Annotated in this window: 14 protein-coding genes and 1 other RNA gene; 7 read left to right on the plus strand and 8 right to left on the minus strand. The window is 38.6% G+C overall.

The genetic code is table 11. The features are described 5' to 3' along the window. Nucleotides 1–26: 26 nt before the first annotated feature. Together G509_RS0114125 and rnpB are read left to right on the plus strand one after the other, a co-directional pair. Nucleotides 27–467: a 3-methyl-2-oxobutanoate hydroxymethyltransferase gene (locus tag G509_RS0114125; protein WP_026992124.1), complete on the plus strand. Its 441-nt coding sequence runs from the start codon at nucleotides 27–29 to the stop codon at nucleotides 465–467. Nucleotides 468–618: 151 nt separating this feature from the next. Next, nucleotides 619–934, plus strand: an RNA gene (rnpB, locus tag G509_RS22990) — RNase P RNA component class A. A gap of 22 nt (nucleotides 935–956) precedes the next feature. Here the strand turns inward: rnpB and G509_RS0114130 are convergent. Continuing rightward, on the minus strand, nucleotides 957–1,652 hold the full coding sequence (locus tag G509_RS0114130) for a response regulator transcription factor (RefSeq protein WP_026992125.1): 696 nt from the start codon (nucleotides 1,650–1,652) through the stop codon (nucleotides 957–959). Further along, nucleotides 1,652–3,013, minus strand: a complete 1,362-nt coding sequence (locus G509_RS0114135; RefSeq protein ID WP_026992126.1) for a sensor histidine kinase — start codon at nucleotides 3,011–3,013, stop codon at nucleotides 1,652–1,654. Before G509_RS0114135 ends, G509_RS0114130 begins: the two co-directional genes overlap by 1 nt. Before the next feature lie 127 nt (nucleotides 3,014–3,140). Here G509_RS0114135 and G509_RS0114140 point away from each other — a divergent pair, with 127 nt between their 5' ends. After that, nucleotides 3,141–5,459, plus strand: coding sequence for an outer membrane beta-barrel family protein (locus tag G509_RS0114140; RefSeq protein WP_242604838.1), 2,319 nt, complete (start codon nucleotides 3,141–3,143; stop codon nucleotides 5,457–5,459). 40 nt (nucleotides 5,460–5,499) lie between these two features. Here the strand turns inward: G509_RS0114140 and G509_RS0114145 are convergent, their stop codons facing one another. The 3 genes from G509_RS0114145 to G509_RS0114155 are packed head-to-tail and all read right to left on the minus strand — an operon-like array spanning nucleotide 5,500 to nucleotide 7,644. Continuing rightward, nucleotides 5,500–6,240 (minus strand): CPBP family intramembrane glutamic endopeptidase, encoded by a 741-nt coding sequence (locus tag G509_RS0114145; protein ID WP_026992128.1) that lies wholly within the window; start codon nucleotides 6,238–6,240, stop codon nucleotides 5,500–5,502. A 22-nt stretch (nucleotides 6,241–6,262) separates the two neighbouring features. Further along, nucleotides 6,263–6,841 (minus strand): 16S rRNA (guanine(966)-N(2))-methyltransferase RsmD, encoded by a 579-nt coding sequence (gene rsmD / locus G509_RS0114150; protein ID WP_026992129.1) that lies wholly within the window; start codon nucleotides 6,839–6,841, stop codon nucleotides 6,263–6,265. Beyond that, nucleotides 6,838–7,644: a DUF3822 family protein gene (locus G509_RS0114155; RefSeq protein WP_026992130.1), complete on the minus strand. Its 807-nt coding sequence runs from the start codon at nucleotides 7,642–7,644 to the stop codon at nucleotides 6,838–6,840. The genes rsmD and G509_RS0114155 overlap by 4 nt, the downstream gene beginning before the upstream one ends. A 273-nt stretch (nucleotides 7,645–7,917) precedes the next feature. Between G509_RS0114155 and G509_RS0114160 the strand changes: the two genes are divergently transcribed. Continuing rightward, the gene (locus G509_RS0114160; protein WP_026992131.1) at nucleotides 7,918–9,339 is read left to right on the plus strand and encodes an ATP-dependent DNA helicase; all 1,422 of its coding nucleotides are present in this window, start codon (nucleotides 7,918–7,920) and stop codon (nucleotides 9,337–9,339) included. A gap of 138 nt (nucleotides 9,340–9,477) precedes the next feature. After that, nucleotides 9,478–10,209, plus strand: a complete 732-nt coding sequence (gene kdsB, locus G509_RS0114165) for a 3-deoxy-manno-octulosonate cytidylyltransferase (RefSeq protein ID WP_026992132.1) — start codon at nucleotides 9,478–9,480, stop codon at nucleotides 10,207–10,209. 2 nt (nucleotides 10,210–10,211) lie between these two features. Here kdsB and G509_RS0114170 read toward each other — a convergent pair whose 3' ends face one another. The 3 genes from G509_RS0114170 to G509_RS0114180 form a co-directional block, all read right to left on the minus strand. Further along, nucleotides 10,212–10,928 (minus strand): phytanoyl-CoA dioxygenase family protein, encoded by a 717-nt coding sequence (locus tag G509_RS0114170; RefSeq protein WP_026992133.1) that lies wholly within the window; start codon nucleotides 10,926–10,928, stop codon nucleotides 10,212–10,214. Between the two features lie 10 nt (nucleotides 10,929–10,938). Next, entirely contained in the window at nucleotides 10,939–11,601 is a 663-nt protein-coding gene (locus G509_RS0114175) for a spermidine synthase (RefSeq protein WP_026992134.1), read from the minus strand. 327 nt (nucleotides 11,602–11,928) lie between these two features. Next, nucleotides 11,929–12,390 (minus strand): helix-turn-helix domain-containing protein, encoded by a 462-nt coding sequence (locus tag G509_RS0114180; protein ID WP_026992135.1) that lies wholly within the window; start codon nucleotides 12,388–12,390, stop codon nucleotides 11,929–11,931. Nucleotides 12,391–12,669: 279 nt separating this feature from the next. Between G509_RS0114180 and G509_RS0114185 the strand changes: the two genes are divergently transcribed. Continuing rightward, a complete protein-coding gene (locus tag G509_RS0114185) occupies nucleotides 12,670–13,827 on the plus strand; it encodes a M14 family metallopeptidase (protein WP_026992136.1) in 1,158 nt (385 codons plus the stop codon). Nucleotides 13,828–13,898: 71 nt separating this feature from the next. Beyond that, nucleotides 13,899–14,378, plus strand: a complete 480-nt coding sequence (locus G509_RS0114190; protein ID WP_026300077.1) for an Lrp/AsnC family transcriptional regulator — start codon at nucleotides 13,899–13,901, stop codon at nucleotides 14,376–14,378. The last annotated feature ends 21 nt before the right edge of the window (nucleotides 14,379–14,399 follow it).

A 14,399-nucleotide genomic window follows, 5' to 3' on the forward strand; every position in this document is an offset into this window, starting at 1 on the left:
TGCATGATAATTAAATTGAAACTGACATGAAAAAACTACTCATATTGCTGTTATTGCTAACTATACAAGCTAATTACGCTCAGGAAGCTGACGTTAAAAAGACTATTAAAACCTTTTTTGAAGGCTTGCAAACCCGAGACACCATGAAAATGCAGTCGGTTTGTTACAAGCACCTTATTTTAGAGTCTATCGAGGAGCACAGAGGGCAGGGCAACCTTGATTTTGAGGCGGCCTCTGACTTTTATAAACAAATAGCCCGCATACCGCAGGATAATGAAATTGAGGAGCGGCTGCTGAGCTACAACATACAGATAGACGGCACAATGGCGCACGTTTGGGCACCTTACGAATTTTATATTAACGGAAAGCTGAGCCACGCCGGTGTAAATTCGTTCCAGCTTTTTAACGACAGAGGCGCCTGGAAGATTGTTTATATTATTGATACGCGCAGGAGTGCGAAGAAGTGAGTTTTAAAGTTGCAGAGTATCAAAGTGCCAAAGTAGCAGAGTTAGAGGGCTAAAAGAAATACTATTTAACTCATTAATACAGTTTTAAAACTTTGTAACTCTGCGACTCTGTAACTTTGCTACTTTCCTAAATAAAAACCTATCTTTGCCGCCAGCAGGCCGCCTTATCGCTCTTTGCAAAAAGGGAGGAAAGTCCGGACACCAGAGGGCAGCATAGCGGGTAACGCCCGTCACCGTGGTATGCAGAACCGCGGGAGGACAAGTGCAACAGAAAGTATGTACAGGTAATGCTGTAGTGAAACCAGGTAAACTCTATGCGGTGAAATGCCATGTATACCGGCTATATGTAGGGCTGCTCGCCCGATGCCGGGGGGTAGGCAGATTGAGCGTAACAGTAATGTTGCATCCAGATAAATGATAAGGGTCCCTCGGGGATACAGAATCCGGCTTACAGGCCTGCTTTTTTTAATTTTTGATACTACAAATTCTTTAATTCCGGTTAACCGGAATTTTAAATTCCAGCCCAACATAGCGCGTACTCTCTATGCGGATATCCGGGTCCTGGTTAAAATATTTTCGTAAACGGCTAATATAGACATCCATACTTCGGCCAGAGAAAAAATCATCGTTTTGCCAGATGGCTTTCAGTATTTCATCCCGCTTTAAAATCCGGTTGCTGTTTTTATGCAGGTAGGCTATTAAGGCAGCTTCTTTTACCGTAAGTTGCTGTATGGCGTCATTAATACGAAGCTCTAATCGCTGTGTATCAAACGTATATAAACCCATTGAAACTGTGGAATCTTCTTTAACAGAGGTAATTCCCTTATTTGCGCGTTTTAAAATGTTGCTGAGCCTTAAAACCAATTCGTCTACCTCAAAAGGTTTTACAATGTAATCATCCGCACCAAGCTTTAAACCTTTAATCTTATCCTCTTTTAATTTGCGGGCTGTTAAAAAAATAAATGGGGTAGTGCTATCCATTTTTTCGGCAAGTGTAAAGCCGTCTATTTTAGGCATCATAACATCTAAAATACAAATATCAAAGGTTTGTTTTTTAAATAGTTGCAGTGCTTCTTCTCCATCTTTACAATAACACACATCATACCCGTAAATTTCGAGGTATTTAGTTAGCACACCCGCAAAATCGGCATCGTCTTCGGCCAGTAAAACTTTGTATCGATCCATTATACAGCCGGTATATTAATGCTAAACAGGGCACCTTTGCCAAACTGGCTTATAACGTTTATAGTGCCTTTATGCGCCTTTATAACCTGGCTGGTGTAATACAGCCCCAGGCCCAAGCCTTTACTATTATGCAGGTTACCCTGCTCTACACGATAAAACTTATCAAATAATAACGAGTGCTTATCTTTTGCAATTCCAATACCATCATCTTCAATACTTAAGGTAAATTTATTATAATGAAGACCGGTCTTTATCGTTATGGTTCTGCAACCATATTTAACAGCATTTTCCAGCATATTGGTTATGGCTGTGGTAAGGTAAAAAGCATCCAGCACCAGTTCGGTTTCCTGATCGTTAAAATTGGTTATCAGGCTTATACCCGGATTAGCCAGCCTGAAATCATTACAAATGCAGGTCAGGAATTCGTGCATTGCCACTTTTTGACTGTTAAGCTCAATATCTTCATAGCCTAAAGAATTAACCAGCACCTGGTCAATAAGGTTTTGGAGCCTGATATTCTGCCTGTTAATGGTATCTACAATAGTGCTGTGCAGTTCGGCATCGTCTTTAGTCTCTTTGCGCTGCAGTATTTTTGTTGAAACTGCAAGTGTGGTAAGCGGTGTTTTAAGCTCGTGGGTAATGTTGTTTATAAAATCGGTCTTTACATCGCTTACTTTTTTCTGTTTGATGAGTGCCCGGATGGCAATTACAAAAAGGGCAACAAGCGTTAAAATAACAAAAACCGAGAATATAAATATAAGCCGCATACGGCTGTATATAACCTGTTTCCAGTCGTGTACATAAATGTAAAGGGTATCTTCGGTTAAAAGCCTTATATCTGTCTGGTTCTCGGTAACGTTGGTTGTAGCAGCATAATTGCGTACGGCAAAGGCCTCTTTTAAGGTAGTTAAATTGCCTACAATACTGTTGCTTATTTTAGGCTTTTGGGCAAAAAGCGTATCGGGCATCTTGACCGAATTATACACCACCATTTTATTAAGCACAATGGCATAATCTATTTTAAGGTTGGGCAGTTCGTGTTTTAGTTCCTGCTGCAACCTGCGGGTAAGTACATCTTTAAACTCTGTTTCAAAAGTGGCATCGTTTAGCCGGGCGTGCGGTTTTTTACCAATAACATAATCGGCCATAACCTGTTTGTACAGTATATCTTTCTTATAAAAAAACGCCGAATCGACACTGTTCTGGCTATTGGCTATGGTGGCAATTTTATCTTTAAACTCGCTCCTGAATTCTTCAACCTTATAGTTATAAGCTGTTTGTACCAAATAATATTGCATGGCGCAAAGCACGACCAGCATTGTGGCAGAAAAGGCAATGAGTAAATTTATTTTGTTTTTCATAACGGTAATGGCTGCTCAAAAATAATCCATTTATTGCATCAATTTGCTTTTAACCGCGCATTAACCTCCAATTAACCCTCGCAGCGCCTATTTTCTGCATTTTTGCAGAACAATCAATGCTATTTAAATGAAATTCCTACTCCCGATTTTATTATTCTTAGTATCTATAGCCCATGCACAAGAGACCTATATGCTTAATGGACAGGTTTTAAATGCTGATAACGAGGTTATTGTTGACGGAACTGTAGTACTGCTCAACGCCGATAATCAAGCCATTGTGAAATCGGGTTTAATAACCAATGGCAAGTTTATATTCGAGGCTGTGGCCGAGGGGAATTATACCGTACAAATATCGGCTTTGGGTTATGATGATTCGCTTTTGGAAATAGCATTGCATAACAACCAGACTATTAAAGTAGTGCTTATTACAAAGGCTTTGATTTTAGACGAAGTAGCCATAACAGCGCCAACAAAAACCTTTACCAATACCAACGGAAACATTAAGGTAGATGTGGCCAACTCCGTTTTTAAGGCAGCAACCAATCCGTTAGATCTTTTAGGAAAATTGCCAACTATACAAATTAGCGCCGACAGGGAAACCCTAAGTGTTATCGGTCGTGGACAGCCGCTTATTTATATTGATAACCAAAAGGTTGGTGTGAACGATTTAAATGCACTTTCGGTAGAGGATATTAAAACCATAGAGATCATTAAAAATCCGTCTTCTAAATATGAGGCCGAGGGCAGGGCAGTGGTGCTGATAACAAGAAAGCTGAGCAAGAAAGAGGGTTTTGAGGTGGTAGCTTCTGAAACTGCATCTATTAAAAGGGGTTACAATAATTTTTTAGGCGGTAACACCAATTTTAAAAAGGGCAAAACTGAGTTTAAGGCTAATTTTAACTACAATCAGTTATACCATTGGGAGTCTCATGCTAACAATTTGAATATCAGCGATGCCGGTATAGCTACTGATTATCATATATTATCGCTTTCTAAACGGCCGCAATACATTTTTGGTGCCGGGGTATTTCATCAGCTTAATGAGGATGATTATATATCCTTCAACATAAATAGTAAGCTGCAAGGCGATGACGATAAAAACCGTACGCTGACCTACATTTTGCAGGATGGTGCAGAGAACAACATTACTACACTAACCCGAAACGATGACCATCGCAATTTTGTAAACTCATTTATTAACTATAGTAAAAAGCTAAAAATTATTGATGCTAAGCTGTTTACCGGTTTGCAATATTCTAACTTTAACCAAACGAGTTATAGCAATGTTGAGAATAACTACAACAACACCAATTTTACACCTGCCCAAAACCGCGACCAGATGTTTACGGTTAACGCCTTTTCCGGTAGGGCAGATATTGAGAAAACCTTTAAGAACTTTATAAAGTGGGAGGCAGGCGCCCTGTATTTATCGGCTACAGCCAAAACAAACTTTAGGGTAAATGACTACCTCACGGCAGAAAAAAGCCAGTCGGTTTATAATTTTGATGAAAAGAACAGCGCGGCTTACGCGCAGGTTTCGGGCAAGTTGAATAAGCTTACCTACTCCGGTGGGTTACGCGCCGAAGTTACTGATATTGAAGGCAAATATAATGACAGCGCAACTTTAACCATAGATAAGCATTACACTAACCTATTCCCAAAAGCGCAATTGGAATATGCCATAGACAGCACCATGACACTTAATTTGAATTACGCCAGGAGCATTGCGCGGCCTAATTATTCGTCTACCAGCCAGGTTACGGTTTACGGCAGCCCGGTGCTGGTATTTTCTAACAACCTCAATTTAAACCCCACCATTACTAACGAGGTTTATGCCGGGTTTCAGTACAAGAGCAAATCGGTTACGTTGCGCTATTACAGAAGTAGTAATCCGTCATATACCGCTTTTAATTATGATGCTAACCAGGAGCTTATCTACTTTAATACCATAAATTACAGTAAGGAGTCGGGGTTTAACCTTGATGCCGTAGTGCCATTTAGTTATAAATTCTGGTCGTGTACCAATGTGCTTAGCGTAGTGCTGAATAAAATTGAAGACCCCTCGGCCGTTTTAAATCAGTCCAAGCCATATCTGTATTATTACAGTAGCAACACGTTTAAACTTCCTAAAAACTATACGATTATGCTTAACCTTTGGGGCATTACAAAGCGTAACGAAGGTGTTTTCACGCACAATGCCATTGTTACTGCTGATGCTGCCGTATCAAAAACATTTTTTAATGTAGTAGACTGTACCTTAAGCTATAACAACCTGTTTGGCAATTTTAATTTCGATGAAAATTTTACCGTTAACAACATTGCTACACAGGGCCGCTATTTTACAGATGTTCGCGAAATAGCACTGGCTGTAAAATACAGGTTTGGGAGTTTTAAAAACTCAGCCTATAAAGAAAAGAGTATTGATGATGCTAATAGGGTGAGGTAGTGATTGCTCAGCAACAGGCAACAAGCATTATATTTTAATACTATAAGAGATAAAATATGGAATATGTCATCCCAAAGTTAAAACCTGAATGACAGATTACAGCACCCCATATTGACCCTGACTGTTTTTTAAATATAAAAAATAACAGACTTACTAAAAACATGGCTACTACCCATAGTAGCGTGGCAAACGGAAGAAAATCCCATCTATAGCTATTGTAAACGAGGCCAAAATGTGCAATATGAGTCAATGCAAAAGCAAGACCATCGGCAATTGATGCTTTTTTATTACCTATTGAAGCTGAAAATGCACCATGAACAATACCCCTAAAGAAAAATTCTTCACCTATCGGGCTAAAGATCATTCCTGTAAAAGCCATAATAGAAAACAGAACCAACTTATCGCCCGTATACAGATTTGCAGGTATATTATATGATTTGCCTATATATGTGTACCAATTTTGGATAGTATTGCCATAAATACTAGATCCAAAATAATAAAGTATCAGGCTAAAAGCTAATCCGGAAATAAAAGCTAATAGTAATGGCGCATATTTTTTTGGCCGGATAATACCAATTGCTTTTCGGCCATCTTTAGTAAGAAAAATAAATGGTAATAATGCCGATAAAATCATAATTAAGCCAATCAAGCTGTAATTAGCCGACATATTAGCATCCAGCACCAGTAAAAATCGAGGTATGCAAACTACAAGCATAAGAGTGAGAGCAAATACCCAATTAAAACAGAAAAATTTTCTCCAAATGGGTCTAAGTTCTTGCATATTAATCGATGATTAAATTATCCTATTCCTCCTCGCCACTATCATCATCGGCACCTTCAACACCTTCAAATTCAAAGAAAGTAAAGATAGAGCCACCGTATTTTTTGTTGAACGAAAAATTCATCATGTGCTCCATTTTGGTGTATTTGGAGTGTTCGATAATCATAATGCCGTCTTCGCGAAGCAGTTCGGCTTCAAAAATTAGGGTAACCAGTTCTTCAAAATTCTTTTGCTCCATGTTGTACGGAGGGTCGGCCACAATAATATCGTAGTTAGATTTATGGCCTTTTAAAAACTTAAATACATCGCTTTTAATGGCCGATATATTAAAATCGAACTCGCCGGCGGTTTGCTTAATAAACTTAATACAGCCCATATCGGCATCTACGGCAGTAATGCTGTCGGCACCACGCGAACCAAATTCGTAGCTAAGGTTACCGGTGCCGCTAAAAAGGTCCAGTACCTTAAGGCCGGCAAAGTTAATGCGGTTATTTAGTATATTAAAAAGCGACTCTTTAGACATGTCGGTCGTTGGGCGTACCGGCAGGTTTCTGGGTGGGCTTATCCTGCGGCCTTTATATTTTCCTGAAATAATTCTCATGTGTTGAATAAAATAAAATTGTGCAGTGCATCATCCTGCGTGTCTAAATGCCATTTTTGCGCCAATGCGGCGGGGTTATAAAGGGCTACATTTCTAATATAAGTGTAGGCCAGTGTAAATATAGGGCTGTTTTGGCTCACTTTGCCCAGCAGCCAAACAGTAACCGTTTCGGGGTTAAGCAAAAGTTGCTCCAGGGTAAACAGCAGGTAATATAAAAAATCCTCGGCAGAACTGTATTCAAAAGAGTTGTACAGCAGCAGTTTTTGACTTTTAACCACAACAATCTCAAAATGAGAATCTTGTACGTGTACAAAAACCTGTTTCTCGTCTATGTTAATCGATGCATCAAGCAGTTTCTCCACCAAAATGCTGTTGGTATTTTTATATTCAAAAGCACCTAACCGTTCGATCAAAAAATTGTTAACGTTCATTAACGGTACATACACATTGGTAATATCATAACGACCAAGGGTATCCCATGCAAAAAAGTCGGCTTCAAAAACTCGGGTGTTGTATTGCAGGTAGCTGCCGGGGTAATTTTCGTCGAGCAAAGCATTGGGCACAAACGAGTTAAAATTATTGTCGTGCAATACCACAACCTCGTCATACTGTAATTTTAATTCGGGATGCTGTACAAAAACCTTCCAAAGCTCGTCTTCCAGAGGGGTAGTTTTAGAAAAACTTACCTGGCCCTGGGTGGTAACTTCTCTGTTAAGCGTATCAAAACCTGCGAACGACATACCGTTTGCCGCAATTTGCAGCGAAAGCTTTTTGTAATTTTTGGCGGTAATAGCGTCGTTCATTAAATAGGTGTAGATTGGGTTACAAATTTACATTCTTTTTTGGGCTTATAGATTTTTAGCTACGAATTACGCCAATTTTTTATTGCGGATTTTTTTTGACACGAATTTTCACTAATGTTAAATAATAGATGAGTACAAGTATTTTGAAGCTAAAAATTTGTGCAAATTAGTGTAATTCGTGTCGAAAAAAGGTTGCTATTTAATAATAATCCGTGGGTAATTCTACATGATGTGCTATCTTTGGCCTACAATTTTTAATACCCGGCTTAATAAATGACCCCTGCAGTATTTTACAAAGTATTAAGGCAAAACTTTCCGTTTAGCCCCACCTTAAAGCAGGATATTTTTCTACAAAAAATAGCCGAATTTGTTGTAAGTGGCGGCAGGCAGGATCTGTTTGTGCTAAAAGGTTACGCCGGTACCGGTAAAACCACCATAATATCTACGCTGGTAAACAACCTTCGCGAAGCCAATAAAAAATATGTGCTGCTGGCGCCTACGGGCCGTGCGGCAAAGGTAATATCGGGCTATTCTCAAAAGCCTGCTTTTACCATCCACAAGCGTATTTATTTCCCTAAAAAGGGTAGTGGCGGCACGTTGGGTTTTACCCTGCAACCCAATAAATTTAAAGATACGGTTTTTATAGTTGATGAAGCCTCGATGATATCCGATTCGGCTTACGATTCTAAAATGTACGAAATGGGTTCGCTGCTGGACGACCTTATGTCGTACGTCTATTCAGGCACCAACTGCAAAATGATCATGGTGGGCGATACGGCCCAGCTACCGCCAATAAACTCAGATTTGAGCCCCGCGCTCGATGCAGAAGGCCTTGCGCGCAATTATTTTAAAGAAGTACAGCAAATTGAGCTGGACGAGGTAATGCGTCAGGAATTTGACTCCGGCATACTGTACAATGCTACCGAGATGCGCGATTTGCTTAAGTCGGCTTTTGTCGATACCTTTAAATTTAAGCTGCGCGGCTTTAAAGATATCGTTCGGCTTACCGATGGTTACGATATTCAGGATGCCATAAACCAGGCCTACAGCAATTACAGTATAGAAGATACCGCTTTTATAGTGCGCTCTAACAAACGCGCCAACGCCTATAACCAACAGATACGTACGCGGATTTTAGATCGTGAAAGCGAATTATCGTCTGGCGATTACCTTATGGTGGTTAAGAATAACTATTTTTGGTTAGACGAAAAAAGCGAAGCAGGTTTTATTGCCAATGGCGATATTATAGAGGTGCTCGAAATTTTTAGGATAGAGGAACTGTATGGCTTTAAATTTGCACGGGTTAAGGTACGGATGATTGATTACCCCAACCATCCGCCGTTGGAAACCTACCTGTTGCTGGATACCCTAACAAGCGAATCGCCATCGTTAACCTATGATGAGTCGAACCGCCTGTATCAGGAAGTGCAAAAAGATTTTGAAGATGAGCCGCAGTACCGCAGGTTTTTAAAAATAAAGAACAACCCGCATTTTAATGCCTTGCAGGTTAAATTCTCATACGCTATTACCTGCCATAAAAGCCAGGGTGGCCAGTGGAATACCGTTTTTATAGAGCAGCCGTATTTGCCCGAGGGTATCGATAAAGATTATATCAGATGGCTTTACACGGCCGTTACCCGCGCTAAAGACAGGCTCTATCTTATTGGTTTTAAAGATGATAATTTTGAGGAGTGATTATTTCACAAAGATTCACAAAGAAGCCGCGAAGGCACACTAAGATAAATTAAATAACTCGACCTGTAGCTTTACGTGAGTGAAGCTGCTCCCCTCTTTTTTGGAGAGGGGTTGGGGGTGAGGACAAAAGATACAACTATGAAAATAATAGCAGTTATACCCGCACGATATGCCAGTACCCGTTTTCCTGCCAAATTAATGCAGGACCTTGGCGGAAAAACCGTAATTACCAGAACCTATCATGCAGCGCTGGGCACCGGCCTGTTTGACGATGTTTTTGTAGTAACCGATTCCGACCTTATTTATAACGAAATTGTTGCCAATGGCGGCAAGGCCATTATGAGTATTAAGGAGCACGAAAGTGGCAGCGACCGTATTGCCGAAGCTATAGAAAACCTTGATGTAGATATTGTGGTTAATGTTCAGGGTGATGAGCCTTTTATTAATAAAGAACCGTTGGCCGATGTACTGGAGGTTTTTAAAAGCGACATTGCCCGCGAAATAGACTTAGCATCGGTTATGATGCACATAACCGATTGGGAGGATATAGAAAACCCCAACAATGTTAAGGTTATTGTAGACCAGAAAAATTTTGCATTGTATTTTTCGCGGTCGGTAATACCATATCCGCGCGATAAAGAGGCAGGGGTAAACTACTACCGCCATATAGGTATTTATGCCTTTAGAAAACATGCCCTGCTTGATTTTTACAAATTGCCTATGCAAAGCCTGGAAGCATCAGAAAAATTGGAGCAGCTGCGTTACCTTGAGTATGGCAAAAAAATTAAGATGGTACTTACCAGCCATGCGGGTATTGGTATAGACACGCCCGAAGATTTAGAGAAGGCAAAAAAAATGTTAGGGGAGTAACATCAAATTTCCATTTTTTCGGCCCATTGCAGCGGTGCAGGTAAAACTGCGCTGCTAAATTCTATATGCAGCACCCTCCGGCGGTTGTTATTTGTTGTGCGGCCAGAACTGTGTAGTAGTAAAGGCTTCATTATCATTAATCCGCCCTGGCCAACATTGCAGCTTACTTCTGTTTCTACATTCCAGTTAATGGTTTCCGGCCTGTAAATTTGTTTACTATGCGATTGCGGAATAACTTTTAATGCACCGTTGTTTTCATCGGTTGCATCTAAGTGAATACGAATGGTATAAATATTTTCTAAAGTAGGTAACGGAGGCTGTACTGCAAATTGCTCTTGCTTAACTGTCCAGGGCCCAAAATTTTCTATATTAGCTTTTTGATCAACCGAAATAGTCAAATCCTGATGGTAGGCTACAAACCAGTTGGATGCCCCGGGCTTATCAAAATAAATAGATTTAACTATAAAATAGTTCTCTCCAAAAATAGTGGCAATAATTTCTTTCAGTTTATGGTTTAACAGGAGCGGAAGAACATTAGGTACTTCCTTTAAAAATTGACGTATAGCAAATAAGTCGGCGGACTTTCTAAAGGTATCGTTAGTAGTATCGACATTTTCTATAACGTCAAGAATCGCTTCGATCTCTGTTTCGTTATAAATGTTGTCGATAACCGTAAAGCCGTTATTTTCTACATCTAATTTATAGTCTGCTAAATCCATAATCATTTAATTATCTCATTTTTTTAATGGTGTACAACTCATTATGGTCTTCTACTTTGGGGTACATCCTAACAGAATAATCGTCATTAAAATGCAATTTGTAAAGTGCATTTCGTTCTTTATCTTGTCTTGTTAATGTCATGGTATTAAATAATATAAAACCATTTACTTTAAGCAAGTAGTTAATTCGGTTTATAAAATAATCTTCAAACAAAAAGTTAGGCATAACAGTATCTTTAAAGATGTCGATTATTATAAGGTCGTACTTTTCTTTGGTTTTTAAAACAAATTCGAAGGCATCGCAAATAATAATTTCAAGGTTGATAATCTGGTCAAGACCAAAATAAGTATTGGCAATTTCAATTACTTTAGGGTCAATCTCAACGCCGGTGATTTTACCCTTGTATTTAATTTCGTCGGTCAGGGTTTTAATTACGCTGCCACCGGCAACGCCAAGCACAAGAATGCTTTTAAAGCCGCGTATACGTTCAAAACCTATATAGTTAAGCCCTTTTCTAAGAATGCGCTGCAGGCTGCCGTAAGAGTAATTGGTGTTTTTAGAGTCGAGTACCAGCTGGCCGTTATTCCACGTAACCTCAAGGTTCTGGCTAATTTCAGAGTGCTTTTTAACGATGTTTACCGGTATAAAATAGCTTAGGAATTTCTTCAGCATTTATAGTAGTTGGATTAGAAGTGGTAAATATATGCCAAAATTACAATGAGAATTTTGATAGCACAGCATAATTTATTAACTTAATACTATAATTAAAAACATCAGCATTTTTTGCTGAAAATTGCAATAAGATTGAATAATTAAGAACAGATTAACTATTTGTTTTGATTTATTAACAATTAACCGTTGTAATTTTATATCAGCAAAATACTTAGCCGATAAAATAGTATACATAATACACTATACTTTTAGAAGGGTTAAAGATAATTTGTGTTTGTTTTATTGGTTAATGGCCCCGGATGCTTTCTATAAAGCAGTCGGGGTTTTTTAATGCCCCGATGTGTAGCTTTTAAAGCTGCCGTTGCTGTAAAAAATCACAATACGCTCTATATCTTTATTATCAGCAGCTAAAACACTATTTAAATTAGCGTCAACGGCATTTGACTTACTCTCTGTAACCTCTTTACCGACAGAAAATAAATCAGGCGCATCAGTTCCCTTAATCACATCATTAGTATTAACAGCAGGGGTAGGCCGGGTAAAGAAATGCGGCTGGTTTTCTGTTTTAGGAAATTCCCCCACACCGGCAAGCAGCCAATAGAGGTCTACTTCGGGGAAATTCTCTACAATTTTCATTACAAAATCCAAGCTGGGTTTGTTACGGCCAGACATTAAATGCGATAGCCCAGATCGCTGCACACCCAATTTATCGGCAAATAAAGAAGCAGATAAACTGTAATAATCCAGTAGTATTTCCAGGCGTTTTATAAAGTCTTCAGCGTTTACCATTGTAACATATTATAAAATATTGTAACTGTTACAAATGTAAACAATTAGTTTATCATTTCCTAACATCAGTGTATATAAGCCGATATGTATAAACAAACACAATAAGTAATTAAGTATTAACAATTGAAATACAGAGAATTATTATGTTTAAATTTTATTTTGTAAGAAGATATTATTCACACACGAGTATCTTGTTTACAATTGTAATCTATTAGATAAAATAACCTGTTTACAGTTGTAAAATATATCATGTTTACTTTTGTAATCTAATTTTAAAGCATGAATTTAGAAGCCATATACTCCGCATCGAAACAAAATACACTGCACGGCAGGTATCTTACCAACACCCATATAGAGCCACTGCTGGATAACCTTAAACAGCATTTTAAAATATCTGTCAGAGGCAATTCTGCTTTCGGTAAACCTATATATGATATTGTTGTGGGCAACGGACCCACCAAGATATTTATGTGGTCGCAAATGCACGGCAACGAAGCCACAACTACAAAAGCTATTTTCGATTTCCTGAACTTCCTAACTTCTGATAATGCTTTTGCTGTTACCCTTAAAAACAATTTTACCTTTTTAATACTCCCTATAGTTAACCCGGATGGAGCCGAGCTATACACCCGCGAGAACGGCAATAAAGTTGACTTAAACCGCGATTCGGTAAACCTTACCCAGCCGGAGAGTATTGTATTAAGAAGGGCCTTTGAAGAGTTTGCTCCCGATTATGCCTATAATATGCACGACCAGCGCACCATATTTGGCGTGGGCGATGATGCCCCTAAGCCGGCAACGGTATCTTTTTTAGCGCCTTCCTATAATGATGCGCGCGATATTAACAATGTGCGCCAAAAGGCCATCAATGTTATTGCGGCAATGAACGATACGTTACAGCAATTTATACCAGGGCAGGTGGGGCGTTTTGATGATTCTTTCAACATCAATTGCATAGGCGATATGTTTCAGTCGTTAAACGTGCCAACCGTGCTTTTTGAGGCCGGGCACTACCAAAAGGACTACGAAAGAGAAAAAACACGTAAATTTATATTTTTTGCATTATTATCAGGATTTCATGCGATTAACGAAAACGTTATAGTATTAGATAAAAAACAGGAATATTTTAATATTCCTCAAAATAAGATAATATTTTATGACGTGATGTACAAAAAAGTCAAAATAAATTATGAAAATACAGAAAAAATCACGAATTTTGCCTCACAATATAAGGAAGTGTTATTTGAAAAATCTGTAAAATTTCAAGCTATTATTAGAGAAATAGGCAATTTAGATGGTTATCATGCACACGAAGAATTTGACTGCCGAGGAGAAGAATTTGTAGGAATTGACAACAGCAAATTACCGATAATAGACGAAAAAGCAGACTTTTTGATAGGAACTGACAGAAAATTTGTTAATGGACTGGAGGTTTAGACAGCATTTTTCTTATAAATGTGAATATTATTAAAACAAAGACCTGATACATAACCTAAAAACACACATTTATGAGCAAGTTTCGTTTAGATGAAGTTGATCACCAAATATTAGACATGCTGATTGACAACACGAGGGTGCCGTTTACTGATATTGCAAAAAAACTTTTAATCTCTGCGGGTACTGTCCATGTAAGGGTAAAAAAGATGGAAGATGCAGGTATCATCATGGGCTCATCGCTAACGTTAGACTACGAAAAACTGGGATATTCTTTTATTGCCTATGTAGGTGTATTTCTTCATAACACATCTCAAACTAAGTTTGTGTTAGAAAGAATTAACGAGATACCATTTGTAACCGTTGCACATGTTACAACCGGTAAATTTAACATCTTCTGCAAAATAAGGGCTAAAGATACTAAACACGCTAAAGAAGTTATCTTTATGATAGACGATATAGAAGGTGTTTACCGTACCGAAACCATGATATCGTTAGAAGAAAGCATTAACGACAAGAAAAGGCTGATGCACACCATATTTAAAGATCTGTAAGATTTTTTATAAAAATATTAA

This window comes from Flavobacterium subsaxonicum WB 4.1-42 = DSM 21790 (assembly GCF_000422725.1).
GTDB classification, from domain to species: domain Bacteria; phylum Bacteroidota; class Bacteroidia; order Flavobacteriales; family Flavobacteriaceae; genus Flavobacterium; species Flavobacterium subsaxonicum.

Coding starts and splice junctions, on each gene's coding strand:
- G509_RS0114145 (WP_026992128.1), bottom strand. CDS start 6,240: ATGCAAGAACTTAGACCCATTTGGAGAAAATTTTTCTGTTTTAATTGG.
- G509_RS0114180 (WP_026992135.1), bottom strand. CDS start 12,390: ATGGTAAACGCTGAAGACTTTATAAAACGCCTGGAAATACTACTGGAT.
- G509_RS0114140 (WP_242604838.1), top strand. CDS start 3,141: ATGAAATTCCTACTCCCGATTTTATTATTCTTAGTATCTATAGCCCAT.
- G509_RS0114125 (WP_026992124.1), top strand. CDS start 27: ATGAAAAAACTACTCATATTGCTGTTATTGCTAACTATACAAGCTAAT.
- G509_RS0114135 (WP_026992126.1), bottom strand. CDS start 3,013: ATGAAAAACAAAATAAATTTACTCATTGCCTTTTCTGCCACAATGCTG.
- kdsB (WP_026992132.1), top strand. CDS start 9,478: ATGAAAATAATAGCAGTTATACCCGCACGATATGCCAGTACCCGTTTT.
- G509_RS0114130 (WP_026992125.1), bottom strand. CDS start 1,652: ATGGATCGATACAAAGTTTTACTGGCCGAAGACGATGCCGATTTTGCG.
- G509_RS0114185 (WP_026992136.1), top strand. CDS start 12,670: ATGAATTTAGAAGCCATATACTCCGCATCGAAACAAAATACACTGCAC.
- G509_RS0114160 (WP_026992131.1), top strand. CDS start 7,918: ATGACCCCTGCAGTATTTTACAAAGTATTAAGGCAAAACTTTCCGTTT.
- G509_RS0114155 (WP_026992130.1), bottom strand. CDS start 7,644: ATGAACGACGCTATTACCGCCAAAAATTACAAAAAGCTTTCGCTGCAA.
- G509_RS0114175 (WP_026992134.1), bottom strand. CDS start 11,601: ATGCTGAAGAAATTCCTAAGCTATTTTATACCGGTAAACATCGTTAAA.
- G509_RS0114190 (WP_026300077.1), top strand. CDS start 13,899: ATGAGCAAGTTTCGTTTAGATGAAGTTGATCACCAAATATTAGACATG.
- G509_RS0114170 (WP_026992133.1), bottom strand. CDS start 10,928: ATGGATTTAGCAGACTATAAATTAGATGTAGAAAATAACGGCTTTACG.
- rsmD (WP_026992129.1), bottom strand. CDS start 6,841: ATGAGAATTATTTCAGGAAAATATAAAGGCCGCAGGATAAGCCCACCC.